Here is a 24,523-nt window from a genome sequence, read left to right as displayed (position 1 = left end):
TCAGCCGGGTTTTTATCAATATGCCATTAAGTTAGCAGGGCAGATCAACCAGATAGGCATAACCGTTGGAAGTTTTTCATAAGAATTGGAAGTAAGTTTGAAGTTTGAAGGGGCATTGACTATGAAGAATACTAAGATTATTGCGATCGCCTTAATGGTCGTCTTGGGCTTATTCACAATTTCGTGGTTAGTTTCTTCAAAAGCTTATGTAAAACCGGCTCTCAATGATTCGTTATCGGAGTTTTCCGGTGAAAAGGCCTTTGAACATGTTAATCATCTCGTTCAGAAAATCGGACCGCGCCCTGCAGGAAGCAAGTCGGAGCTGAAGGCAGCCCAATATATTGCTTATATATTAAGGCAAAATGGTTGGAAGGTACGGGAACAACCCTTTAGCAAAGTTGTCGTTCGTGAGCCTTCTCTATTACAAAAGGAGCAGCAGGTTGAGCTGATCAGCAGCCAGAACATTATTGCCGAACTGCCGGGGACACGTCCCGAAACGATTGTTGCCGGTGCTCATTATGATTCAGCAACCTTCAATGTTCCGGGGGCAGTGGACAATGCCTCAGGCGTGGGAGTTTTATTGGAACTGGCCAGGGTTCTGAGTCAGGAACCCCACGAAGAGACCTATCAATTGATCTTCTTTGGGGCAGAAGAGTATGGACTTGTCGGCTCTCAATTTTATGCGTCCCAGGCAGACTTGTCGGCAGTTCAATGGATGCTTAATGTCGATATGGTTGGCAGTCCGATAGAGATTGATGCGGCCGGAAAAAAATCGACCCCTCCGGAGCTGGTTAAGCAGGTAACTGCTTTAGCGGCTGAAAGCCGCGTTCCTTTCCGCCTCAGCCGGGATACCATCCTAATGACCCGTGAAAGCTCCCAGGGTGGTTCAAGCGACTACAGTTCTTTCCTGGATCAGGGAATTCCTGCTCTTGGCTTAGGTATTTATGGCCGGCCTGAGGGGTATTTCCATCGGCCGGAAGATAGTATTGAGCGTGTTTCACTCGAAGATATTCAGAACGTCGGAGAATTCACGCATCATCTCCTGACTACAGTAAAGATGGAAAGGATGGGCCCTCATGAATGGGATGAGTTGTATTTACCGTTTCAGATAGGAAAACACGTCCTTATTCTTCCCGGTTACGGAGTTCGTATAGCTGCCATCCTAACCTTCCTGCTGACGGGTTTTATGTTAATGAAATTTTATAAAGGAAGAACTAAAAAACCGTTAGACTTCAAAAAAGTTCTGGGGATTTTAGGGACATTGCTGTTGCTGAGTGTTCTGGTAGTTGGAGTCAGCGGAATTGGAGAATTGATCTGGGGCTGGATTAAACAGGTGAACTTATTATACGGCGCCCACCCTTTGGTTTTTGTCATAGCCCGCGCGGGGATAGCCTTAGGGGTATTAATCCTTCTCACAAGTTGGTTCTATAAGCTTCCGGTGGTTCGAGACCCCCAAGTCTATTGGATTACCGGGGTAATGATCCTATTGGGCATTACCCTGGTTCTGGCGCTTACCCGAATTGATCTGGCCTTTCCGTTTGTATTTTGGCTGCTGTGTCTGAATTTACAGTTCTTCTTGCCCAACCCTATCCTGGTTTTAATCGGCCCGTATTTTCTCGGCTGGCTGCATTTTGAACTCTTAAATTCCCATCAGTGGATGAGTTATTACCAGGCCTTGCACAAGTATTTCCTGGTGTTTCTTGGAGTCTACAGCTTGCTGCTGATCCCCTTTTTATTAGCGGCAATGCATGTGGGGGCAGCAAGAACTCAAGTCCTTAAAAAACGCTTGATTCAGGCACGAAGACCTGCGTTATTAGTCACTGTTCTCTTGATTTTGGCGATCGGCCTGGTACCGGCCTTTACAAGAGATTACCCCCAGGTCATCATTGTTCAGGAAGAATGGTCCGGAAGTGATGACGGAAAAGTACAAGTTTTCTCTGATGAACCTTTACCGGGCCAAGTGGTAAACGATTTAAGCGGCCAGAAAGGAAAACAAATTTACGTACCCATCCTCAATGAAAAGCCGCCAATAAGTGTCGAAGCTGTCGTTGTAGAAACCATCAAGGATTCCATACGAACCCTGACCATTTCTTATAACCTGAAATATGCGAGGGAACCGTACTTAACCCGCCTCAGATTTGAAAGTGACTATCCGTTTGAGGTTCGAACGGATGACTATTTGCCCATGTCTAAGCTTCCTAAAAAGCTGCAATTAAAAGGAGCACAACAATCTTCAGGAACCTATTCCCTGATTCTCCAGAGGACTCCCCCCCAGAAAAACAGTATTCAAATCTCGATTGAAACTCAAGGCGTCATCAACTGCTCTGTTGAAGCGTTGTTTCCCGATCCATCCCCGCGAATTCTAATACAGCACCCGCTCGTCTCGACGGACTATAAGATCAGGTTCCAAGAGAATTTTGAATTTTAAGCAGAAACTAATTTGCATAGGTTAAAACTTATAAGGGAATTATAAGGATAGTTTAAAGGAGGGTTAAAAAAATGTATACAACGATTGCCGTTGAAGATGGGCTGGCAAATGTCATTCAGGCCCTTCATAATGCCGGTTTTAAAACGACTCCTTTAGAGGATCAGTCCTTAAAAGGTGTTCGCGCAGTTGTGGTAAAAGGGGACGGTACGAACATTTTAGCACCTGAATGGCCGGTGAAAATGCCGGTGATAAATGCAGCAGGGCGCAGTGCGGACGAAATCGTTGATGTACTGCGGGACCGGCTGTCCTAACCTTCCAATGCTTTCATTTTCTCGTCCTTTGATAAAGGACGAGTTTTTTGTGCCAAGGAGGGATAATTTACCATATACTGAGTTGAGACTATTTCGTTCAGGAAGGAGTTGACCTTATGTTCTTTGGTCTTATTCCGTTTGCCTTGGGTTTCGGTTTGGGAAGATTTTCAGCACCGCGTTATATCCCATCCTATCAAGCTGCTTATCCTTACCCATATCCCTTCTTTTACTAAGGAGCACTATGATAATAAGTCCGAAACCTAAGAAAAGGAAGCGAAAGCTTCCTTTTTTTCAGGTTTCGGGGTATATTTTGAAGGACATAAATCTCATATTAATGGTAAACTGAAAGCGAGGGCTATTATAATGACGGCTGGGAAGGCGTTTCTTAAGAAAAACCGCAAAAAACGACTGGAACAAGGGCACCCCTGGGTTTTCCCCGGGGAAATTGAACGAATCGAAGGTAATCCCCAAGGCGGAGATATTATACATATTGTGAATCATGCCGGTCATTTTTTGGCTCAAGGATTTTATAATCCGGCATCTCAACTTATCCTGCGGGTTGTCACCTATTCAGAAAACGATCAGATCAATGAAGGGTTATTTTTCCGGAAAATCGAACAGGCATGGAAGCGCCGGCAATGGTTGGTGCCGGACGCCGCTTCCTGCCGGGTCGTCCATGGAGAAGCCGATTTTCTGCCGGGATTAATTATCGATAAGTATGAAGATGTCCTGGTAGTGCAAATTCTGTCCTTAGGGATCGAAGTTCGGCGTCAATGGGTTTATAATGCACTAAAGCAACTTTTTAACCCGCGGGGAATCTACGAACGCAGTGATGTCCCGGTGAGAAGGCTTGAAGGACTTGAAGAGAGAGCAGGCTATGTGGATAAGCCCTTTGACACTAAAGTAACCGTCCTGGAAAATGGAATACAAATTCTGGTGGATGTTGCGGAGGGACAAAAAACAGGCTATTTCTTTGATCAGCGGGAAAACAGAGCTGCTTTAAAGCCTTTGATGAGCGGCTGGGGGGCCAGGCGAGGCATCAAACTCTCGGAAGATGGATGGCCTGTGGATGCTAAAGGGAAACAGATTAAGAATCCCTTTTGGGATGGCGCCGAGGTATTGGATTGTTTTTCCCATACAGGTTCTTTTATGCTGCATGCCTGCCTCTACGGCGCTAAAAAGGTTACTTGTGTGGATATCTCAGAAAAAGCGATTGAAATGGCTAAGGGGAATGCCTTACTCAATGGCTTCCTGCACCGCACCGAATTTATAGCCGCCAATGCCTTTGATTACTTAAGGGACCAGGTAAACCAACGAAAAACCTGGGATGTGGTCATCCTGGACCCTCCTGCCTTTGCTAAGAATCGTCAGGCTATTGAAGGAGCGGTGCGCGGATATAAAGAGATTAATTTACAAGGCATGAAATTAGTCCGGGACCAGGGCATTTTAGTAACAGCCTCCTGTTCCTATCATTTAAGCACGGCCCGCTTCTTAAGCTTGCTCCAAGAGGCAGCCAGAGATGCGCACAAGGTCTTAAGACTGATCGAATTCAGGCGTGCCGGCCTTGATCATCCCGTTCTTCTGGGCAGTGAGGAAACAGATTACTTAAAATTTGCCGTATTTGAAGTGTTTAATCTTTAAAATAACAAGAAATTACTTGCAATGGAGTTTCATTATCATATAATAGGTAATATATGGAGGAGGGTTTGGAATGGAGGAAGTAAAAACCTTTGAAAGTATTTGCAATTTATTACGCAACCGCTCCTACAAGTTAACTCCCCAGCGTCAGACAATATTGCAAACGTTTCTGGAAAACGTGGATAGTCATTTGAGCGCTGAAGAAGTTTACATGCTTGTAAAACACCAAAATCCAGAGATCGGTTTGGCAACGGTTTACCGGACCCTAGATATTTTAGCTGAAATAGGAATCCTACTTAAAAATGATTTCGGTGATGGACGAAGCCGCTATGAATTCAGCCGGCAAGACGAACACCATCATCACCATCACCTAATCTGTTTAGGGTGTGGAAGTGTCTCAGAATTTGATGATGATTTGCTGGAGTCTCTCGAAGCAGTGATTATCAAACGAAATCATTTCAAGATCCTGGATCATGATTTAAAATTTTATGGGTATTGTGAGAAATGCGGAGAAGCGCCTTAAGGCGTTTCTCTATTATTTTTAAGCAAAACATATTATGGAATATTGTAAGAAATAATCAGGAAAAAGAGTCAGATGCTGATAAAACTGGCGAGTGTCGTTGCGGTTTTCATATCTTAGTACGAATTACCGCGCATTTGCTAAGCATTTGACGTTCGATTTATGGTCTGGGTTAAAGGGAAAATTGATAAGAAGGGAGAATCTGAATATGGAAAAATAAGTAAAAAGGAGCGAAAACTATGGCTTTACCTATGGCCTCGAATAGCAAACAAAGAAGACCCTCTTTGCAAAGTTCATATTTGTGGGGTTCTCTGCAAGCCCGATGGCATCAGCGGTGGGGGGAGACGGATGAAGCAATCCGGTATTGGGTGGATTTATTAAATCGAGACTCAGCTAAGCCAAGGTTTAAAGAAGTCGGATATTTAATTGAGATCCAGGCTCTCCAGGAAGCAAGGGAATATTTAGAACGTTTGGAAAGTGACCATCAAGAGGATTCTGCGGAGATCGGCTATTTTCTTGCTAAGTGCTATCTCGGACAAGCACTGATCCCTCAGGCCAAAGACAAAATCGAGCAAGCAATCAAGCTGAAACCTCAGACCGCTAAATACTGGGATCTGCTGGCGGACTGCCAGTTAGAACTTGGAGATTGGTGTGAAGCCATTAAGGCCTTAGATAATTCCATGAGGGCGGCACCTCAAAATGCAGAAACCGTGTATCGCTTAGGGATTATCCACGCTCATCATGAGGAGATTCATGAAGCTTTAAGGTGTTTTCAGGGATGCTGCCAACTTCGGCCCCGGGAATCATTGTATTGGGAAATGAAGGCAGAAATGCATTTGCTTTTAGAACAACTGCCGGATGCCTGTCATAGTTATGAAAAGGCCTTCCGTTATGGAGGAACGCCGGACTTAGCAGCCAGGTTAGCCTACTGTTATGTTCAGAACGGTAAGATTAAGAAAGGCATTCAATTTTATAAATATACATTGAAATATGAGCCGGATCATTATGAAAGCCTGAGCAACCTTGCTGCAGTCTATCAAAATGAGGGCCGTTCCCAGGAAGCCTTAACCTTGTTGGAAAAGGCTAAAACCATCTATCCCAAGGATCCGGTCTTACTTAACAACTTGGCCTTTACCTTAGTTCATCAAGGGCGCACCAGAAAAGCAGCGGAGTATTATAGAGAGGCTTTGGAACTGACTCCGGATCATCCGCTGATTCTCTATAATCTGAGTGTCTGCCTGACCCGTAAAGGAAATTGGCAGGAAGGCATTGATTTAATCAATCAGCTCCTGAAAATCGACCCCGATCATTCCGCCGGATGGGCTTTACTGGGAAATATATATGACCAAATTGACCAGGCGGATGTGGCCATTGATTGTTATAATAAGGCTTTGAAACTTGCTTAAAGGAGAAGGAATAACCCCTTCTCCTTTTGATTTTCAGATTTTTTGATATTTCGTTTTCTTTTGTAAATAATAGTGGTAAAATAATATGTAATTTGTCATGTAAGGAGCGCAAGATGTTTCAGGTATGTGTACGAGCACATTTCGATGCTGCTCATTTTATCCGGGATTATGATGGTGATTGTGCAAAGCTGCATGGTCATCGCTGGGATGTTGAAGTTTGTATTGAAGGCAGCCAATTAAATCAGCTGGGTATGTTAATAGATTTTAAAGACGTAAAGCAGTCCATACGCAAAACCCTGAAATTACTGGATCATAGTTTGTTAAATGACTTGACTCCTTTCGGGATCAATGGAGTCAATCCAACCGCTGAAAACCTGGCCAGGTTTTTGTTTTTTGAATTCAAGGGGGATCTTGTTCTTGAGGATAAGCACTTGGCGTGGGTTAAAGTCTATGAATCTCCGGATACCTGGGCCCTTTTTAAAGAGGATAAATCCGTTCGAGGAGCTTTGTAATGCCTAAACTGCCGGTTACAGAAATCTTCTCATCGATTCAGGGGGAAGGTCCTTACGTTGGGGTCAGACAAGTTTTTTTGCGCTTGCCAAACTGCAATTTAAAATGTCCGTATTGTGATACCGGGACATCAGTCCCGCAGCAATTGCGGATGGAGACGGAAACTGGTTCGGGGATGTTTGATACCCATGAAAACCCTGTCTCCTTTGCTAAATTGATTGAGCTGCTCCAATCCTATGATTTTTCGATTCACCACTCCCTAAGTGTTACTGGAGGGGAACCTCTTTTATGGAGTAACCAACTGCGAGTATTATTGCCTTTTTTGCAAGAAAAAGGTATAAAGATATACCTCGAGACCAATGGGACAATGCCTGAGCAACTTCTTCAAGTTTTACCCTGGGTAGATATCATTAGTATGGATATAAAATTACCGTTTGATGGTCAGACCTTCTGGGCTGTTCATGAAACCTTTTTACGTTATAGTCTTCAGAAAGAAGTCTTTGTCAAACTTGTTGTGCATAATCAAACCGATTTGAACGAACTGCGAACCGCCCGCGATTTAGTGGCCGGGGTTGATCCGCAAATCCGGACAATCCTGCAGCCTGTAACAGCAATACATGGAATAAAGGCTCCCGAACCTTACCAACTTCTAAACTGGCAGCGTTTTTTTCTTGAGAAACTTGCGGATGTACGAGTCATTCCTCAGACACACGTTTTTATGGGACAACTTTAGTGTTTTCGACAGTTTATAACCTGACCAAGAGAAAAGGAGACAAGAATTATGGGGATGGATTTAGAAAAGATTGAGCAGGCTGTATATATGATCTTAGAGGCTATCGGAGAAGACCCCGAACGGGAAGGGTTGAGAGATACTCCCAAAAGAGTGGCCAGAATGTATGATGAAGTTTTTCACGGGCTGCATGAAGACCCGGGGCAACACTTGAATGTACAATTTTCGGAAGAACATGAAGAGATGGTTATCGTTAAGGATATACCGGTTTATTCCATGTGCGAGCATCATCTGGTGCCGTTTTATGGCAAGGCACATATTGCATATATTCCGAGAAAAGGAAAGATTACGGGATTGTCAAAATTTGCTCGTGTTATTGAAGGATTCGCGCGCAGACCGCAGCTGCAAGAACGTTTAACCTCGGAAGTTGCGGATGCTATTATGAATAAACTTACTCCACTCGGCGTATTGGTAGTTATAGAAGCGGAGCATATGTGTATGACTATGCGGGGGGTTAAAAAAGCAGGTTCACAAACCTTAACCTCCGCTGTAAGGGGGATATTCAAGACGAATCCCATTACAAGATCGGAAGCTTTTTCATTGATTCAGGGACACAGCCGCTAGGAAAGAGGTAGTTTTGGGTGAGCGACAAGATAAACCCGTCTGAACCCCAGGGAAATATAGAGCTAATGGCATCGTTACGGGTTGATGTCAATGGCGAACTTTATAAAGTGGTTGATTTTCTTAATAAAAATTTAAAAGATTATCGTCTGATGTTCGGATTAAAGAAGAAAGAGGATAAGATGGTTATTTCTGTCTACGAAGTAGAGTGATCGGGGGAATCAAATGCATATCTTACTGACCAATGATGATGGCTATCATGCCTCCGGGATTCAAACCCTATATCAGGCCCTGCGGTCTCAGACGAAGCATGAGATCAGCATTGTTGCTCCGGAAGGCCAGCGTTCAGCCATGGGTCACTCCATAACCTTATTCCAGCCTTTATTTATCACGGAATATGATCTCGACGGCGATCAGAAGGGGTTTGCTGTCAGCGGCACACCTTCTGATTGTGTTAAAATTGCCATCCAGGCAGGGCTTATCAGCAGGCCCGACCTCCTTATTTCAGGTATCAATCAAGGCTCCAATCTAGGTACGGATATTTTTTACTCAGGAACGGTTTCGGCAGCTATGGAAGGGGTTATACTTGGAGTTCCTTCACTTGCCCTTTCCCTGGCCAGCTATGATTTCCTTGATTTTGAACCGTCGGCCAGTTATTTAGCGGAGCATTTGGATTACTTTGTGTCCTGTTACCAGGAGGGATTAATGAATATTAATTTCCCCGGAAAGCCCCGGTCCGAGTGGGCAGGTGTCAAGGTGACACGTCTGGGTAAAACGGTTTATGACAATGTTTTTGAGCGCAGAGTCAATCCCCGGGGCAGAACCTATTATTGGCAATGCGGGAATCGGGTTCAGGATCTAGAGGAGGGTACAGATCTAAGAGCCATCCAGGATGATTTTGTCTCGATTACGCCCATGCACAGTGATCTGACAGACTATAAATGTCTGCAAAATTGGAAATCCTTATTCGAGAAAGCGGACGGTTTTGATGTTAATGGGGTATAATTAAAGGAGTACAGACGATTGGTTCTGTACTCCTTTATCAGCTTTTCAGATTAGTTATTTAAGGATTCTTTGGCTCTGCGGATCATGGTTTTAACCATACTTCCGCCAATGCGGCCTCCCACATGCCCGCATTCACGGGACGTCATGTTTTCCCAGCCTTGACTTTTAATTTTGGAGCTTAAGCCTAATTCCTCGGCGACTTCCCATTTGAATTGTTCTAATACCGGTTGAGGTAAAATACCGCTGTTTTTATTTGATCTCCGGCTCATTTATAACCATCTCCTCTCAAATTTTTCACTGCGACAATTCTAGTATTCACAGATCGATGATGGTTTATGGTGCATAAATAATGGATAGTTAATGTGTTTTTACTAATGGAGGAAGCTTTCGATGATAATTGGAACGTTTATATTTTATTTTGTCTTATTTGTTGTGATTTTTTCTTATCCTGGCTTCAGAAACAAGGAAAATTCAAGGTCAATCGTTAAATTATTGGCAATACCGGCTTTATTAGGACTGGGTATGGTTTTTTTGACCGTGATAAAAGTGTATTTTGTCTATAAGATCTTAGCAATTTTACTGGTCCTTGTGACCTTTGTCCTGTCATATTGGCAATGGGGACAGCAAATCCGCAGATGGTGGAAGTGATTTAAGGGGGCAGAAATTTCCCGATCCAAGGGAGCCGTCTCAAATCTGAGAAAGTAACTCCGCCGTTGAACAATAAGATGATACCATAAAGGGTTAAACCAACGACGAATTCACATAGATAGCCAAGTACATGCCCCTTGAAGAACGGGTCCATGAATTGGAACACAATAAGCATGCCCACCCCTCCAAAAACAGGCTGGAGAACAAAGCGCTGAAGGTCCAGAGGCATGCCGGTATACCGTGAAATTGCCATAAGATTTAAACATGCTGTAATAAAATAACCTAGTGTAAATGTCCAGGCTGTTCCGCGGAGACCCCACTGAGGAAGGGCAGTCAGATAGAATAAGGCCGGGATGCGAATGACCGCTGCAATGATGGAATGCAGGACCGGAAGATGAACCTTGCCAAGTCCTTGCAAGATCCCCGTTGTGGTTTGCTGTATATAGGAGAAGATGCCGCCTAAGGCTAATAGCCGCAAAATAGGTGCAATATCATCGCTCTTAAAAAATGCGGTCAGCGGACGGGAAAAGTAAAATAAAATGATCAGGCAGGGTATACCAATCAGGATGGTTAAGCGTATGGCTTCAGCGCTGCGTGCCCGGACGACATTTAACTGCCGTTTTACGGCTGCTTCGGATATGGCGGGTACCAGGGACGTTGCTAAGGCAAAGGTAAAGACACTGGGAAAGGTAAGTAAGGTAAAGGCTGAACCGCCGAGCTGACCAAAGAGGGTTACTGCTTCACGAGCTGTATAGCCTGCGGCTTGAAGCCGAAGAGGGATGATGATAGCATCTAAGGAGGATAAACCCGTGGCCAGCAGTCGGCCAACGGTCACAGGGGAGGCCAGCTGCCATAACCGGCTTAAGATTTGGCGGGAGGAATAGGTTGCTGTCAGACCTTCACTGGTGACTTTAGGTTTTGCTCTCTGATATTGAAAGATAATAACCACTAATCCCACGACTTCTCCGGCTAACATACCTAAGGCCAATCCCGCGGCAGCCCACTCGACTCCATTACCGAGGAGCCGGAGGGCTGCGGTATAGCCGACAGCCACCCGGATAATTTGTTCGCAAATTTGACTGATTGCCGTAGGGACCATGTTCTGTAAACCTTGAAAGTATCCCCGGAAAACTGAAGACACAGAGACGACAAAAATTGCCGGAGTGCAGATGAGAAAAACATTGAACACTCGCGGGTCGGAAAAAACCCGCTGACTTATGTAAGGGGAAAGGACATAAAGAACAATTGAGACTATGGCGCCTGAAATACTGAGCAGCCAAAGAGATAAGCGAAAGATAGACCGGGCGTTCGCAAATCGTCCGAGAGATACTTCTTCAGAGACCATCTTGGCAATCGCCAGCGGGATACCCGCTGTTGTAACAACCAGAGCCAGCATGTAGATCGGAAAAACCATATTAAACAAACCATAGGCTTCACCGCCAATATTAATCATGATTAAATATTGGTAGGCGAAGCCCAACATGCGGTTTAACAAATTGGCTCCCAGCAGTATCGTTGCGCCATATACAAACGTCCTTTTCGACATGCGGCCCTCCATAATCTGAGTGATATATAACCATATGCTTGGGGAAAAAAAGAAATGCTTAGGAAATTACAGTTTGGCTCTTTATGTTTAAAGGATTTTGGCCGGCAATCGAGAAATATTAAACAAGTGGAATATTGATCCGGGAATAGGGCATGATACCTCGTGAGGGAGAGGTCTAAATGTGGTTATTGCTTAAAAACGCCAAACTTTTTTGTCCCGAATTTACTGATCATTCCGACTTGTTGGTTGTGGGAACGAGTATTGCCGCGATCGGCAACGATCTGAGCCTGCCTGATTTTATCGAGGGGGAAGAGATTGACCTGCAAGGCAAAACCATCGTGCCGGGGTTTATCGATGCCCATGTACATATATGCGGAGGCGGAGGAGAAGCGGGACCGGCCTCCCGTACTCCGGAACTTCAGCTTTCTCAATTAACCCGGGCCGGCACGACGACGGTCGTCGGCTGCCTGGGGACAGATTCGGTATCACGCTCCATGGCGGAGCTTTTAGTTAAAGCGAACGCCCTGCAGGAAGAGGGAATCAGCACTTATATTTATAGCGGGGCCTACCGGGTTCCTATAGAAACATTGCTGCCAACCTTAGAACAAGATCTGGTCTTAATTTCAAAAGTTATCGGTGCAGGAGAAATAGCTATATCGGATCATCGTTCTGCCCAACCCCAAATCAAAGATCTTGAGCAGCTGGCTGCAGAAGCACGAGTCGGCGGAATGCTCGGAGGCAAAGCGGGAGTGGTTCATGTTCATCTGGGGGACGGCAAACGCGGCTTGGAACCTATTTGGACAATCCTTGAGCAGAGCGATATTCCTATTACTCAATTTGTGCCGACTCATATTAATCGAACTCATACATTATTAGACCAAGGGATTCAGTTTTTATTATCCGGAGGGCATATTGATTTAACGGCAGGGTGTGACGATTTCCCGGTTGAACTGCAGGTGCCTTCGGTTTTAAAAAGGTTGAACCAACGGCAGATCCTTAATGACAGAGTTACGGTAACATCGGACGGAAATGGGAGTATGCCTGAGTATAACGAAGCCGGTGTGCTTATTGGCATGGGAGTTGGTTCTGTAGAGGTTTTGTGGCGTGACATACGTAAAGCGGTTATCCAGGGCGGTGTCCCTTTAGAAGTGGCCTTGCGTACGATCACTTCGAATGTCTCCAATGTTCTTCGCTTAAAAAATAAAGGGATGATTCGTGTCGGATACGATGCCGACCTGGTGGTCCTGGATGACGATTTGCAGGTTGACGATGTCTGGGCTATGGGGAAGTGTATGGTCCGCAATAAGCAAACCCAGATATGGGGAACTTACGAGGCAAGAAATTAATCATCAAACTTGAGAATACTTGACACACTTTAATCAATAAATTAGTACAAAGCTAGGATCTTTTAGACATAGAACTCCAGTAATCTGTTGCAAGTAAAAAGGCAGGTGTCTTTTTTCTTAAATAACAAATCAAGGAGGAAATCGTCTTGAAAACCTATGACACTGAACATCTTCGTAATGTCTGTCTGGTTGGGCATGGTGGTGCAGGAAAGACATCCCTGGCGGAAACCTTTTTGTTTAATTCAGGTGAAATCACCCGTATCGGCAAAGTTTCTGAAGGAAACACAGTCTCAGATTATCTGCCCGAAGAAGTAAAGCACAAAGTGTCAATTAGTACGAGTCTTATTCCGATTGAGTGGCAAGGAGTTAAAGTCAATGTTCTCGATAGTCCGGGGTATCTGGATTTTTTAGGAGAGGTTAAGAGTGCCTTACGCGTGGTCGAATGTGGAGTTTTAGTCTTATGCGGTGTAGCGGGGCTTGAAGTTCAGTCGGAAATAACCTGGGGTTTAATGGAACAGCAGAAACTGCCCAAGATTCTATTTATCAACAAACTTGATCGAAAAAATGCCAATTTTGGCAAGGTAATGGACCAGCTGAAAAGTGCTTATCCCGATGCCAGGCTCGTTCCCTTACAAATACCTATGGGTCAGGAAGAGAGTTTCCAGGGGATCATCGATATTGTCGAGAATAAAGCCTATGTCTATGCAGCGGATGGAAGCGGATCTTATTCCAGCCAAGAGGTTCCGGCCGAGTACAGAGAAGAGACAGAACGTCTGAGAGAACATTTAGCTGAAGCGGTTGCCGAAGCTGATGATGAACTATTGATGAAGTATCTTGAAGGAGAAGGATTAACTGAGTCGGATTTACAGACTGCCTTGGGGAAAGCATTAAAGCAGGATCTTGTGATTCCTGTGCTTTGCGGTTCAGCTAATAAGAATATCGGGATTTCCAAGATGATGAATTTCCTGGTCGATTTTGCTCCTCCTCCTGAAGCGGTTCAGGAAAAAGCGGCTTTAGTCTTTAAAACTCTCACGGACCCCTATGTAGGTAAAATGTCCTTCTTTCGGGTTTACGGAGGGAAATTCACAGCTGAAACCTCCGTGTATAATTCAAGCCGCGGATTGGAAGAAAAAATCGGGCAGCCTTTTTATCTGCGGGGCAAAACCCAGGAACCGGTGGCCTCAGTGCTCCCGGGAGATATTGCGGTTATCGCCAAATCACAAGAGGTTAGAACAGGGGATACGCTCTGCAGCAAGGAACAACCTGTTGAACTTCAGGGAATTGATTTTCCTGTTCCTACTCTATCCGTAGCGATCGGACCGAAAACCAAAGGGGATGAGGATAAGCTGGGCGGTGCCTTGGCCCGTTTAATTGAAGAAGATCCGACCATCCAAATTCACAAAAACACAGAGACGAAAGAATTGATCTTAACCGGGCTGGGAGAAATGCAGCTGGAGATTCTTCAGGAAAAGCTAAACCGTAAATTCGGGGTGGACGTAACCTTGAAAGTGCCTCGCGTACCTTATCGTGAGACGATTCGCAAAGCAGTGAAAGTGGAAGGAAAACATAAGAAGCAAACAGGCGGACATGGTCAATATGGGCATGTATGGATAAACATTGAACCCACTGACGGAAGTGACTTTGAGTTTGCTGAGTCGATCTTTGGCGGGGCTGTACCCAAGCAATATATTCCGGCAGTAGAAAAAGGGATCAGAGAGGCCATGATGGAGGGCACGATGGTCGGCTATCCTGTGACAGATATCAAGGTTACCTTGTGTGACGGCTCTTATCATGCTGTAGATTCTTCAGAAATGGCCTTTAAACTTGCCGCGATTATGGCATTCCGCAAAGGGGTAGAGCAAGCTAAACCCACTTTGCTTGAGCCTGTGGTTGAGGTCGAAGTAAGTGTGCCGGAAGTCTTCATGGGGGATGTGATTGCCGACCTCAATGGCAAACGGGGAAAAGTGCTGGGTATGGAGGCCGGTGAAAAAAATCCATTAATCCGGGCCCATGTGCCGCAAGCTGAAATGATGCGCTATGCTATTGATTTAAGGAGCTTAACTCAAGGGAGAGGCTCATTTACGATGAAATTCCTTCGCTATGAAGAAGTTCCCGGTAAAATCAGTGATTCTCTGGTAAGTCAATTAAAAACCGCTCAAAATCGTTAAAGCGGTGAACTTGTCAGATTAAAGCTGAACATTGGGATTACCCGGAGCAGGGGAGCGCGCTGCCCCTTTGAGGTTGAAGTCTGGGGATAAATAAAACGAGGCTGGACAGTTTGTTCCAGCCTCGTTTTATTTATCCCCAGTCTCCTATCTGATGGCCAGACCGCAGTTTCTTAAAGAATGATACAAATAAAGGTAATTAGCCCATGATGTTCGATTGAAGTTCTATACAGAGAATGATAAAATAGGGTCATGTTAGTAAGAACTAACATAAACTAATGAGCATGACTGGAGAAGGGCTATGAGTACTTTGGACACCGAAGACAGAATAATAAATGCGTCAATCCTCCTTTTCGCCCAAAAAGGTTATCCTGCAGTTACAACGAAGGAGATTGCTAAAAAAGCAGGCGTAAGCGAAATGACGATCTTCAGGCACTTCGAAAGTAAATACAATTTATTTGAAAGGGCATTTGATAAATTTGCATTTTCACCGAAATTTAAATCGTTGTTTGAAAGCTTAGAATGGAACTTAGAAACAGATTTGAATAAAATATGTTCTTCCTTCCAAGATGTCTTATATAGGAATCAACAGATTATTTTGATGCATTTGAAAAACGAAGAATTGCATCCTCATTTTGAAACTATGTTGTCTGAGTTTCCCAATGAATTTAAGAAACTATTAATCCGGTATTTCGAAGAAATGTGGAGCAGAGGCGCTATCACTGAAAATCCTGAAACATTGGCTGTTAACTTTCTGGCAACCAATTTTGGTTTGTTTTTTACATCTTTGGTTATGAACGAGCTGACTTTTGAGACCGATATTCAGACATGTATTACAAATTATGTTAAAATATTTACAAAAGGCATAGCCTGTTATAATAATTCTAAAATTGCTGAATAAGTTATTTTGTACTGTCGGAAAGTATAAGGGCAACCAACGGTTCGCCTCAATCGAGAGTATGCGTTTAAAGGCTCGGCGAAGCCGGGTTTTCTTTAGACGTTTTGTATAGTGGAGGAAGAAAATGTGCAGTAGAGTTTTAAATATCGGTTTGGACATTGGTTCTACGACTGTTAAGATAGTTGTTTTAGATAATCACAAAAATATTATTTATAAGAAGTATTCAAGACATTTTTCCAACATTAGAAATACGGTTGTTAATGTACTTGAGGATACTAAAGATATCATGCAAGGGCATTTATTGACCTTGATGGTCACTGGCTCGGGCGGATATAATGTTTCCCAATTATTAGAGGTGCCCTTCATTCAGGAAGTCATTGCCTGCACGAAGGCGATTAAAATTATTATTCCTGACACGCATACTGCCATAGAACTTGGGGGCGAGGATGCCAAGATCACTTATTTCGGGGAATCCGTTGAACAGCGAATGAATGGAACTTGTGCCGGAGGCACAGGAGCCTTTATTGACCAGATGGCATCCTTGCTGCAGACGGATGCTATGGGGTTAAATGAGCTTGCTAAAAACTATGAGCATATTTACCCGATTGCTTCCAGGTGCGGAGTGTTTGCCAAGACAGATGTGCAGCCCTTGTTAAATGAAGGTGCCGCCAAGGAGGACATTGCTGTTTCTGTTCTTCAGGCTGTTGTGAATCAGACGATTAGCGGGCTGGCTCAGGGACGTCCCATCAATGGAAATGTTGCGTTTTTGGGCGGGCCTTTACATTTTATGTCTGAATTGAGACAACGGTTTATTGAAACTCTCAAGCTGGAGGAAAAGAACGTAATCTTCCCCGAGAACTCCCAATTCTTTGTAGCGATCGGAGCGGCATTGTCTTCCGGAGATATGCCGCCGATGACTCTTAAGCAGCTTTTTGAAAAAGTACCCGGGATTCTGAAGACAGACAATTCCGAGACGGATAAATTAGACGTCTTATTTGCCAATGACGAAGAATACGAGGAATTTAAAGCGAGGCATGGTCTGCATAAAGTCAGCCGGGTTGAACTGGACAGTTATGAAGGCAATGCTTATCTGGGCATTGATGCCGGCTCAACAACCACCAAGATCGCCTTAGTCGATGAAACCGGAAGTCTATTGTATTCCTATTACGGCAGCAATAAGGGCAAACCCTTAGAGTCTACAATTGAGGCCTTAAAAGATTTATATGGAAAACTAAACAAGAGAACCAACATTATTAATTCAGCGGTTACAGGATATGGGGAACATCTGATCAAAGCAGCACTCAGAGTCGATATTGGAGAAATTGAAACCGTTGCTCATTATACGGCGGCTAACTTTTTTCAGCCGGGTGTTGACTTTGTTCTGGATATTGGCGGACAGGATATGAAAAGCTTAGTAGTCAGAGATGGAGTAATCGAGTCCATTACCCTCAATGAAGCCTGCTCATCCGGCTGCGGTTCTTTTGTGGAAACCTTCGCTAATTCTCTGAATATGGATGTACAGGAATTTGCCCGTTTAAGCCAAAGCTCACGGCATCCGGTAGATCTGGGGACCCGGTGTACGGTCTTCATGAACTCTAAAGTAAAACAAGCCCAGAAAGAAGGTGCTGAGATTAGTGATATCTCGGCAGGGATATCCATTTCAGTCATCAAGAATGCCCTCTATAAAGTGATCCGTTTAAGGAATATTGATGAACTTGGCGAGAAGATTGTTGTTCAAGGGGGGACCTTTTATAACGATGCCGTCCTGCGGGCTTTTGAGAAAATCACCAATAAAGAGGTGGTCCGACCGGATATTGCCGGTATTATGGGAGCCTTTGGTGCGGCATTAATTGCCAGAAATCAATATGAGTCCGGTTACAAAACAAGTCTTGTGCAAGGGGAAGAGCTGCTCAACTTCACCACTGAAACGACGATGAAACGTTGTGGGTTATGCGGAAATAATTGCTTGGTGAGTATCAAACAATTCCCAGGCGGAACTATTTATGTTTCAGGAAACCGCTGTGAACGGGGTGCAGGTAAGGATGTCGTCAAACAGCAAATTCCTAATCTTTATGAATATAAGTATCAAAGAGTCTTTAACTACAAACCCTTGAGCAACGACAAGGCCCCCAGAGGAACCATTGGTATTCCCAGAGTATTAAATATCTATGAGGACTATCCTTTCTGGTTCACATTCTTCACGGAATTGGGTTACCGAGTGATAATTTCCGGGCGATCCTCTAATCGGATTTATGAATTGGGAATGGAAACAATCCCTTCAGATTCCGCATGCTATCCAGCCAAATTGGTGCACGGTCATATTGTAGACTTAATTAAAAAAGGGATTACCAAGTTATTTTATCCTTGTATTCCTTATGCCCGTCAGGAAGATCCTGAGGCTGACAACCATTACAATTGTCCAATTGTTACGTCTTACCCTGAGACGATCAATGCCAATATGGATTGTCTTAAAGAACCAAATGTCAGGTTCTATCATCCTTTTTTGCCCATAGATATGCCGCGCAGGATGCTGAAACGATTGGCTGAAGAGCTCGAACCCGAGGGAATACCGAAGAACGAGCTGGCTCGTGCGCTGGACAAGGCGTATGCAGAGCTGGACCGCTATAAGGAAGAGGTAAGATTAAAGGGAGAAGAAACTCTAAACTATATTCGGGAAACTAAGATTAAAGGAATTGTCCTGGCAGGAAGACCTTATCATATTGATCCGGAAGTCAATCACGGTATTCCTGAGATGATCAGTTCATATGGATTTGCTGTTTTATCGGAAGATGCAATCCAGCATCTTTCCAAAGTAAAAAGGCCTTTGCGGGTGGTCGATCAATGGGTGTACCATTCCAGAGAGTATCATGCGGCAAGTTATGTTGCTCAGGAAAAGGATTTAGAACTAATTCAATTGAATTCCTTTGGATGCGGCCTTGATGCGGTAACCACTGATCAGATTAAAGAGATCCTTGAGGCCTATGGGAAGATCTATACGGTTTTAAAAATTGATGAAATCAATAATTTAGGGGCGGCGAGAATACGTGTGCGTTCCTTGATCGCGGCCATAAAAGAACGGGACAAGAAAAACTTCATCCCTAAAAAACTTTATGATAATCCGGACAGAGTCCTTTTCACCAAGGAAATGAAGAAAACTCACACTATTTTAGCTCCGCAAATGTCCCCGATTCATTTTCAATTCTTTAAAGCAGCCTTTGAGGATACGGGGTATAAGATTGAATTCCTGCCCTCTGTGGATAAGTCGGCGATCGACGAAGGGTTAAGGTATGTGCATAATGATGCGTGCTATCCGGCCATTATTGTGGTTGGTCAGTTAATGAAGGCCTTAAAATCAGGTGATTATGATATAAATAACACTTCAGTTATAATGACCCAAACCGGCGGCGGATGCCGTGCGACAAACTATATCGCGTTTATCAGAAAAGCATTGCAGGATGCGAATATGGCCCAGGTCCCGGTCATAGCCTTAAACACGGGAAATTCCTCAAGCTTAGAAACGAACCCAGGCTTCAAATTGACGATTTCTATGTTTAATAAGATCATGCGGGGATTGGTCTATGGGGATCTTTTAATGCGGGTTCTGTATAGAGTGCGTCCCTATGAGAAATTCCCCGGCTCTGCCAACCTTTTATACGAATCTTGGGTTAAGCGCTGCTATGAATCCTTGCACAAAGGGGATAAAAGAGAGCATTCGGAGAATATTTGGCAGATTGTGGCAGATTTTGACAGCCTGGAACTGCAAGAGGATCTGGTCAAGCCTAAGGTGGGAGTGGTTGGGGAAATTCTTGTTAAGTTTCATCCTACAGCCAATAACAATATCGTAGAATTGCTGGAGGCTGAAGGGGCGGAAGCAGTGGTTCCGGATCTGACCGACTTTCTCTTATACGGTGCTTTTGATAACCGCATTAAATACCAAAAGCTTTCAGGCAGCTTCTGGGAGATGGTATCCGGGTATTTTACGGTTAACAGAATTGAAGCTTATCGTAAAGAGATGAAAAAGGCCCTTGAAGCCAGCAGACGGTTTGAACCCCCAAAACCTATCGAAGAGATTGCCAAGTATGCGCAGAACCATCTGTCTCTTGCCAATCAATGCGGTGAAGGATGGTTTCTGACAGGAGAGATGGTGGAGCTGATTCGAAGCGGGGTGGAGAATATTGTTTGCTTGCAGCCCTTTGCCTGCTTGCCGAACCATATCACAGGCAAAGGTATGATTAGAGAAATCAGACGATCTTACCCCAAAGCCAATATTGCTGCCATTGATTATGATCCCGGAGCAAGTGAAGTCAATCAACTCAACCGCATTAAACTGATGCTTTCAGTGGCTCAGGAAAATCTCAATGGCAATTCGGAGAAACCTAAACCACCCATAGATTTAGAGACTAATTTAATGGAAAGCAAAATGACAATGATGTTAAATACAGATTCCAAGTTTATCGGATGCAAAATAGATTAATCTACTCTCCCTAAACCGGCGCTTTACTGTCGGACCCGAGCGGTTTAAACCAAAGGATTGCCCAGCGAAAAAAATTGACCTCAGCAAATTGGTGCTGAGGTCAATTTTCCATTTATTTTTAATGTACATCTCTTCTACTATTATCCCATCACTAGAAAATTAGTCCAATATAAAGCGAAAAATATAATAACAAAAAACGCTAATTGACTAATTGTTAATTTGTAGTCATTATGATTTTCTGCATATTTATACTCCATAATAGCTCTGGTTACTTCAGTCGCAACAACAAATCCTATTATTAAAAACCATGGTTTAAAAAACCAAATCCAATCCAGAGGGTCCCTCGTCATATTGACAAAATTGCCGATTAGCAGGGCGGCTACAAATGTCATCCTAATCTTCCATTCAATTTTGGAATGTTTCTCATTAACATAGTTATATGAAAAAAATTTCTTCTTTTTAACCTTTAGTAATTTGCTCATTACCGCATTAAACGAAACCAGCAATAATAATAAAATAATGATCATGAGGAATAATCCCTGCCAGAATTTCGGTTCAAGATCATTGATCATGAGGAATAATTCCTGCCAGAACTTGGGTTCAAGATCATACATGAATTTCACCTCCAGACAGTTAGCCAAAAACAATCGACATTTCCCGTTTGTTGAGCAATAACATTCTTATAATCCATAATCAATTGTATCATACATTACCATAAATGGTATTAAGTTCATTCAATATCTTTACGACAGTGGATGGTCTCCAGGAAACACTGATTCTCTCTCATTTTATTTTAGCTTTAACACTATCAATTTCAATAAGGAGGACAATTCATACAAAAAGAGCTGGTAATTTCTTACCAACTCTACTAAACCACTGATATTATTGACTTGTTACCGTTTTGGCAGGGGATGAAGGAGTTGAACCCTCACTGACGGTTTTGGAGACCGCTGTTCTACCATTAAACTAATCCCCTATAATTTTAGCAACGAAATGAATTATATCGGAAAAAGCTAAATGTGTCAATAAGGGAATTCAAGCATTTAGGATTTTGATATTTAAACAGCCAAAGCAGGCAGGATTTTTTAAGTAAAAAAAGAATAGGCATACTATACTAATAGTTAAATAATTGACTCTTTCTGGGATTTGCCAGAACTTTAAAATTCCTTTAAGTGAACTCGTTTAACTAACGATAAACAGAAATAGGGATAGGGAGGGGTTTTTTTGAGGTCCGATTTACACATTCATACGCATGAATCTGATGGCTTGCTTTCGGTTAAAGAGGTCATTAAACTTGCTTATGCTAATAATGTTCAAACCATAGCAATTACGGACCATGAAAGTACCCAAGGGGTTAGTGAGGCGGAAAGCCTTGCCAAAGAGCTGAATATTAAAGTTATTCCGGGTGTTGAATTGTTAACAAGTTATCAAGGTCATGAGGTTCACCTCCTTGGGTATTTCAATCATGTAAATCATCCGGTGCTGCAAAACCGCTTGCAAGAGATTCGGGCCCAGCGGACTGAGCTTGCCCATGATATGGTCGAATGTTTGAACAGCGGCGGGATTTCTTTAGGCTGGGAGGATGTTGAGAAAGAAGTCGGAGCCAATGGGGCTGTCACTAAGGGGCATATTATGAGGGCGATTTATCACCAATCAAGTGATAATAGCCGGAAAAACTGGCCGGAAATCGCGGCCCATTTCCGCCCCGGCGGAGTTGCCCATCTGCCTTATCTGAACCATACCTTTGAGGATGCCGTCGATCTTATTTTCTCTTGCGGCGGCCTCCCTGTCGTTGCCCATCCGGGACTGCTCAGAGATCCTGAGATGGTATTTCCGCTTTTAGCTTATCGGCCGATCGGGCTTGAGGTTTATTACGGATACTGGGAAAGACAAGCGGAACTTATTCGATATTATACCGAAGTCGCCAATAAATCTGCTCTCCTGGCTACGGGCGGCAGTGACTATCATGGCCCTTCCGGGTATATAAAACTGGGTCAGATGGGTGTCCCGGATAAGTGTGTTTTTGAATTAAGATCTTATTTAGGGATTTAAGTCTTTCAATAAATTGGCATTCAATCACAACTCTGCCAGAGTAAAAGAGCAGGACTTGGGATAAAATACCCTCTAAGTGAAAAGCGCAAAGAGTTTTCATGTGGAGGGAGAATTTATGCATAACTCACGAGCCGAAATAGATGTTCTTCGGGACATCAAAAACCTTATTCATACACATTTTGGGGAAAGCGGCCAGGGAATTCATGTTAAGGTCAAAGGAGACCGGGCCATAATCTGGGGAACCGTCGATAGTCTTGCGGAAAAAGATTTCTTTGGGAGCAGGGTGGGACGGATCGACGGGGTTCGGGAACTGGATAATTCCTTAACAGTGGCTAATGATGGAACGATCAAAGATAAGGACATAGAAAAAGGGATTATAGAACGGTTTCAAGGGTCAAATTTGGAAGATATTACGCATCTGGGCTGCCGGGTCAGCCGGGGTATAGCTACCCTGCTCGGGCATCTTGAGATCCAGAGTACAGAACGGTTAGCCAAACGCCTGGCTTCCCAGGTTCGCGGAGTTAAAGAGGTTAGAAGTGAAATTCAGTTCCTGGAAAAAGCCGTAGATGATGCGACTCTTGTGAACCGTGTAGAAAATGCGTTGGTTGCTTCTCCATGGGTTGATGCACATGAGATAAAAACAACGGCCCGGAATGGCTTAATAACCTTATCCGGACTTGTTAACACCCAGGAAGACATGGAATGGGCGGTAGAGACAGCTTATCAGGTTCCGGGGGTAAAAGCGGTAGTCAGTGAAGTATTTACCCGTCATAGATCCCAAGGAGATGATCTATGGTTAACAGAACAATTGGTGGCCAAACTTGGTCAGCATCGCTTAAATTCCGGGCAAATCCGGGCATTCGTTCAAAATGGCATCGCTTTCCTGACTGGGGAAGTGTATTCCGAAGAAGACCGTGAATGGGCTGAAAAAATGATTCAGCATATTCCTGAAATACATGATGTTAATAATTCAATCAAAGTAGCGGCACATTCCAGCAAATAATCCAAACTTAAATAGATGATTGAGAGCCTTTTAATTGTTTTATCTAAAAATGATTAAAGGGCTCTTTGTCTAATGCGGGCAAGATTTTGCAATCAACATAAAATGGAAAATGGAGAAAATATAACCTAACTATTTTGCTGCAGAGTCATGTTATAATGGGGATTGTTGATAAGCAGGGCAGTTATTGGTGCCCAAATAATTGCGGAGGTGAGCCTTGTTGGATCCTATAACCCATGGCTTAATTGGAATTGCCCTTAGTACTCTTTCGGGTCACACCATGCAGCTGAATGATCCTGTTTTTTTAGGCTGTACATTAGGCGCCATGCTGCCTGATTTAGATATTATATTTCATGTAAAAGGACGCTTGAATTATCTATTAAACCATAGAGGAGCAAGTCATTCCTTGATCGCTTTAACCGCCTCAGCCCTAGGACTTGGTTCAGCCTTGTATTTAATTTTTCCGACGGCTTCATGGTGGAGCGTAATCCTCTGGACCCTGATAGGGACTATGTCTCACGGAATAATGGATTTGTTGAATTCTTATGGTGCAGAGCTATTATGGCCTTTTTCACGCAAAAAAATTACAGTTGACATGATCATGCTGACTGACCCGGTAGTATTTGGTTCCCTCTTAGTGTCTTTTATGATTGCCCTGATCAAGCCCGAATTGGCAAATATCTCTTCACAAACGGCCTTATTATTAAGCGCGTTATATTTAGCTTATCGTCACTTGGGGCGCATTAAAACAAGAGACCGCCTTATGGATATCTACCATCTAAATGATGAAGAGCAAGTAAGAGTGATTCCGGCCATGTATCATCCTTTTACCTGGAACTTTATACTTTTTGAAGAGGACTATGTGCGTTTTGGAATTATTCGGGATCAAGAACCATCCATATGTCGTGTTCTGCCCAAATTTAAGGGAGATAACCCATCGGTTGCCAATGCCTTAGCCGGAAATCTGGCGGAAATCTTTAGTCAGTTTACACCCTATTGCCACATTATTGCTCATGCCTCGGAGACGGACGAATGTATTGTGGAGTTTTTAGACTTACGCTATTGGGCCAAAGGGAATTTTTTATACACTGGAAACGTTTATTTGAACTTGGATGGGGAAATATCTCAAGAAATATTCCATGCCTTGCCCAACCAAAAAGGTGTGCTGTTAAGTTATTAGGCGTATGAACCAAAAAAACCTTTTGACATTCACCTGGCACATCTA

21 protein-coding genes and 1 tRNA gene are annotated in these 24,523 nt (G+C 43.6%); 18 read left to right on the top strand and 4 right to left on the bottom strand.

The window, feature by feature from the left end; translation table 11 throughout:
- Positions 1 to 121 precede the first annotated feature (121 nt).
- The 10 genes from DESYODRAFT_RS14735 to surE all read left to right on the top strand — a co-directional run bounded on the left by DESYODRAFT_RS14735 (position 122) and on the right by surE (position 9,169).
- Entirely contained in the window at positions 122 to 2,428 is a 2,307-nt protein-coding gene (locus DESYODRAFT_RS14735) for a M28 family metallopeptidase (protein ID WP_007784326.1), read from the top strand.
- Positions 2,429 to 2,499: 71 nt separating this feature from the next.
- The gene (locus DESYODRAFT_RS14730) at positions 2,500 to 2,739 is read left to right on the top strand and encodes a YkuS family protein (protein ID WP_007784325.1); all 240 of its coding nucleotides are present in this window, start codon (positions 2,500 to 2,502) and stop codon (positions 2,737 to 2,739) included.
- Positions 2,740 to 3,102: 363 nt separating this feature from the next.
- A complete protein-coding gene (locus DESYODRAFT_RS14725) occupies positions 3,103 to 4,380 on the top strand; it encodes a class I SAM-dependent rRNA methyltransferase (RefSeq protein ID WP_007784323.1) in 1,278 nt (425 codons plus the stop codon).
- A gap of 70 nt (positions 4,381 to 4,450) precedes the next feature.
- The gene (locus DESYODRAFT_RS14720) at positions 4,451 to 4,900 is read left to right on the top strand and encodes a Fur family transcriptional regulator (RefSeq protein ID WP_007784322.1); all 450 of its coding nucleotides are present in this window, start codon (positions 4,451 to 4,453) and stop codon (positions 4,898 to 4,900) included.
- Between the two features lie 236 nt (positions 4,901 to 5,136).
- Positions 5,137 to 6,303, top strand: coding sequence for a tetratricopeptide repeat protein (locus DESYODRAFT_RS14715; RefSeq protein WP_007784320.1), 1,167 nt, complete (start codon positions 5,137 to 5,139; stop codon positions 6,301 to 6,303).
- Between the two features lie 113 nt (positions 6,304 to 6,416).
- Entirely contained in the window at positions 6,417 to 6,815 is a 399-nt protein-coding gene (gene queD, locus DESYODRAFT_RS14710; RefSeq protein WP_007784319.1) for a 6-carboxytetrahydropterin synthase QueD, read from the top strand.
- Positions 6,815 to 7,546, top strand: coding sequence for a 7-carboxy-7-deazaguanine synthase QueE (locus DESYODRAFT_RS14705; RefSeq protein WP_007784318.1), 732 nt, complete (start codon positions 6,815 to 6,817; stop codon positions 7,544 to 7,546). Before queD ends, DESYODRAFT_RS14705 begins: the two co-directional genes overlap by 1 nt.
- 48 nt (positions 7,547 to 7,594) lie before the next feature.
- Positions 7,595 to 8,167: a GTP cyclohydrolase I FolE gene (folE, locus tag DESYODRAFT_RS14700; RefSeq protein WP_007784317.1), complete on the top strand. Its 573-nt coding sequence runs from the start codon at positions 7,595 to 7,597 to the stop codon at positions 8,165 to 8,167.
- Between the two features lie 17 nt (positions 8,168 to 8,184).
- A complete protein-coding gene (locus DESYODRAFT_RS14695; RefSeq protein WP_007784316.1) occupies positions 8,185 to 8,376 on the top strand; it encodes a YpmA family protein in 192 nt (63 codons plus the stop codon).
- Between the two features lie 13 nt (positions 8,377 to 8,389).
- Positions 8,390 to 9,169: a 5'/3'-nucleotidase SurE gene (gene surE / locus DESYODRAFT_RS14690; protein ID WP_007784315.1), complete on the top strand. Its 780-nt coding sequence runs from the start codon at positions 8,390 to 8,392 to the stop codon at positions 9,167 to 9,169.
- A 50-nt stretch (positions 9,170 to 9,219) separates the two neighbouring features.
- Here the strand turns inward: surE and DESYODRAFT_RS14685 are convergent, their stop codons facing one another.
- Complete coding sequence (locus DESYODRAFT_RS14685) at positions 9,220 to 9,438, bottom strand: alpha/beta-type small acid-soluble spore protein (protein WP_007784314.1); 219 nt, start codon at positions 9,436 to 9,438, stop codon at positions 9,220 to 9,222.
- Positions 9,439 to 9,559: 121 nt separating this feature from the next.
- Between DESYODRAFT_RS14685 and DESYODRAFT_RS14680 the strand changes: the two genes are divergently transcribed.
- A complete protein-coding gene (locus tag DESYODRAFT_RS14680) occupies positions 9,560 to 9,817 on the top strand; it encodes a hypothetical protein (RefSeq protein ID WP_007784313.1) in 258 nt (85 codons plus the stop codon).
- A gap of 1 nt (position 9,818) precedes the next feature.
- On the opposite strand, the gene DESYODRAFT_RS14675 is transcribed toward DESYODRAFT_RS14680, so the two are convergent.
- Positions 9,819 to 11,363: a putative polysaccharide biosynthesis protein gene (locus DESYODRAFT_RS14675; RefSeq protein ID WP_007784312.1), complete on the bottom strand. Its 1,545-nt coding sequence runs from the start codon at positions 11,361 to 11,363 to the stop codon at positions 9,819 to 9,821.
- Between the two features lie 179 nt (positions 11,364 to 11,542).
- Between DESYODRAFT_RS14675 and iadA the strand changes: the two genes are divergently transcribed.
- The 4 genes from iadA (at position 11,543) to DESYODRAFT_RS14655 (ending at position 20,246) form a co-directional block, all read left to right on the top strand.
- On the top strand, positions 11,543 to 12,709 hold the full coding sequence (gene iadA / locus DESYODRAFT_RS14670; RefSeq protein WP_007784311.1) for a beta-aspartyl-peptidase: 1,167 nt from the start codon (positions 11,543 to 11,545) through the stop codon (positions 12,707 to 12,709).
- Between the two features lie 146 nt (positions 12,710 to 12,855).
- Positions 12,856 to 14,877 carry an elongation factor G gene (gene fusA / locus DESYODRAFT_RS14665; protein ID WP_007784310.1) on the top strand — a complete coding sequence of 674 codons (2,022 nt, stop codon included), beginning with the start codon at positions 12,856 to 12,858 and terminating at the stop codon, positions 14,875 to 14,877.
- Between the two features lie 298 nt (positions 14,878 to 15,175).
- Positions 15,176 to 15,775, top strand: a complete 600-nt coding sequence (locus tag DESYODRAFT_RS14660; protein WP_007784309.1) for a TetR/AcrR family transcriptional regulator — start codon at positions 15,176 to 15,178, stop codon at positions 15,773 to 15,775.
- Positions 15,776 to 15,896: 121 nt separating this feature from the next.
- Positions 15,897 to 20,246, top strand: a complete 4,350-nt coding sequence (locus DESYODRAFT_RS14655) for a 2-hydroxyacyl-CoA dehydratase (protein WP_007784308.1) — start codon at positions 15,897 to 15,899, stop codon at positions 20,244 to 20,246.
- Between the two features lie 140 nt (positions 20,247 to 20,386).
- Here DESYODRAFT_RS14655 and DESYODRAFT_RS14650 read toward each other — a convergent pair whose 3' ends face one another.
- Together DESYODRAFT_RS14650 and DESYODRAFT_RS14645 are read right to left on the bottom strand one after the other, a co-directional pair.
- Entirely contained in the window at positions 20,387 to 20,860 is a 474-nt protein-coding gene (locus tag DESYODRAFT_RS14650) for a DUF4181 domain-containing protein (protein ID WP_007784307.1), read from the bottom strand.
- A gap of 288 nt (positions 20,861 to 21,148) precedes the next feature.
- A tRNA-Trp gene (locus DESYODRAFT_RS14645) sits at positions 21,149 to 21,222 on the bottom strand.
- 248 nt (positions 21,223 to 21,470) lie between these two features.
- Between DESYODRAFT_RS14645 and DESYODRAFT_RS14640 the strand changes: the two genes are divergently transcribed.
- From DESYODRAFT_RS14640 to DESYODRAFT_RS14630, 3 genes are all read left to right on the top strand, one after another.
- Entirely contained in the window at positions 21,471 to 22,298 is an 828-nt protein-coding gene (locus DESYODRAFT_RS14640; RefSeq protein ID WP_007784306.1) for a PHP domain-containing protein, read from the top strand.
- Positions 22,299 to 22,413: 115 nt separating this feature from the next.
- Positions 22,414 to 23,301: a BON domain-containing protein gene (locus DESYODRAFT_RS14635; protein ID WP_007784305.1), complete on the top strand. Its 888-nt coding sequence runs from the start codon at positions 22,414 to 22,416 to the stop codon at positions 23,299 to 23,301.
- A gap of 214 nt (positions 23,302 to 23,515) precedes the next feature.
- Entirely contained in the window at positions 23,516 to 24,478 is a 963-nt protein-coding gene (locus DESYODRAFT_RS14630; protein WP_007784303.1) for a metal-dependent hydrolase, read from the top strand.
- The last annotated feature ends 45 nt before the right edge of the window (positions 24,479 to 24,523 follow it).

The sequence above is a fragment of the Desulfosporosinus youngiae DSM 17734 genome, from assembly GCF_000244895.1.
Lineage (GTDB): Bacteria > Bacillota > Desulfitobacteriia > Desulfitobacteriales > Desulfitobacteriaceae > Desulfosporosinus > Desulfosporosinus youngiae.
This window is presented reverse-complemented; position numbering and strand designations above follow the sequence as displayed.

Coding starts and splice junctions, on each gene's coding strand:
- DESYODRAFT_RS14735 (WP_007784326.1), top strand. CDS start 122: ATGAAGAATACTAAGATTATTGCGATCGCCTTAATGGTCGTCTTGGGC.
- DESYODRAFT_RS14730 (WP_007784325.1), top strand. CDS start 2,500: ATGTATACAACGATTGCCGTTGAAGATGGGCTGGCAAATGTCATTCAG.
- DESYODRAFT_RS14725 (WP_007784323.1), top strand. CDS start 3,103: ATGACGGCTGGGAAGGCGTTTCTTAAGAAAAACCGCAAAAAACGACTG.
- DESYODRAFT_RS14720 (WP_007784322.1), top strand. CDS start 4,451: ATGGAGGAAGTAAAAACCTTTGAAAGTATTTGCAATTTATTACGCAAC.
- DESYODRAFT_RS14715 (WP_007784320.1), top strand. CDS start 5,137: ATGGCTTTACCTATGGCCTCGAATAGCAAACAAAGAAGACCCTCTTTG.
- queD (WP_007784319.1), top strand. CDS start 6,417: ATGTTTCAGGTATGTGTACGAGCACATTTCGATGCTGCTCATTTTATC.
- DESYODRAFT_RS14705 (WP_007784318.1), top strand. CDS start 6,815: ATGCCTAAACTGCCGGTTACAGAAATCTTCTCATCGATTCAGGGGGAA.
- folE (WP_007784317.1), top strand. CDS start 7,595: ATGGGGATGGATTTAGAAAAGATTGAGCAGGCTGTATATATGATCTTA.
- surE (WP_007784315.1), top strand. CDS start 8,390: ATGCATATCTTACTGACCAATGATGATGGCTATCATGCCTCCGGGATT.
- DESYODRAFT_RS14685 (WP_007784314.1), bottom strand. CDS start 9,438: ATGAGCCGGAGATCAAATAAAAACAGCGGTATTTTACCTCAACCGGTA.
- DESYODRAFT_RS14680 (WP_007784313.1), top strand. CDS start 9,560: ATGATAATTGGAACGTTTATATTTTATTTTGTCTTATTTGTTGTGATT.
- DESYODRAFT_RS14675 (WP_007784312.1), bottom strand. CDS start 11,363: ATGTCGAAAAGGACGTTTGTATATGGCGCAACGATACTGCTGGGAGCC.
- iadA (WP_007784311.1), top strand. CDS start 11,543: ATGTGGTTATTGCTTAAAAACGCCAAACTTTTTTGTCCCGAATTTACT.
- DESYODRAFT_RS14660 (WP_007784309.1), top strand. CDS start 15,176: ATGAGTACTTTGGACACCGAAGACAGAATAATAAATGCGTCAATCCTC.
- DESYODRAFT_RS14655 (WP_007784308.1), top strand. CDS start 15,897: ATGTGCAGTAGAGTTTTAAATATCGGTTTGGACATTGGTTCTACGACT.
- DESYODRAFT_RS14650 (WP_007784307.1), bottom strand. CDS start 20,860: ATGTATGATCTTGAACCCAAGTTCTGGCAGGAATTATTCCTCATGATC.
- DESYODRAFT_RS14635 (WP_007784305.1), top strand. CDS start 22,414: ATGCATAACTCACGAGCCGAAATAGATGTTCTTCGGGACATCAAAAAC.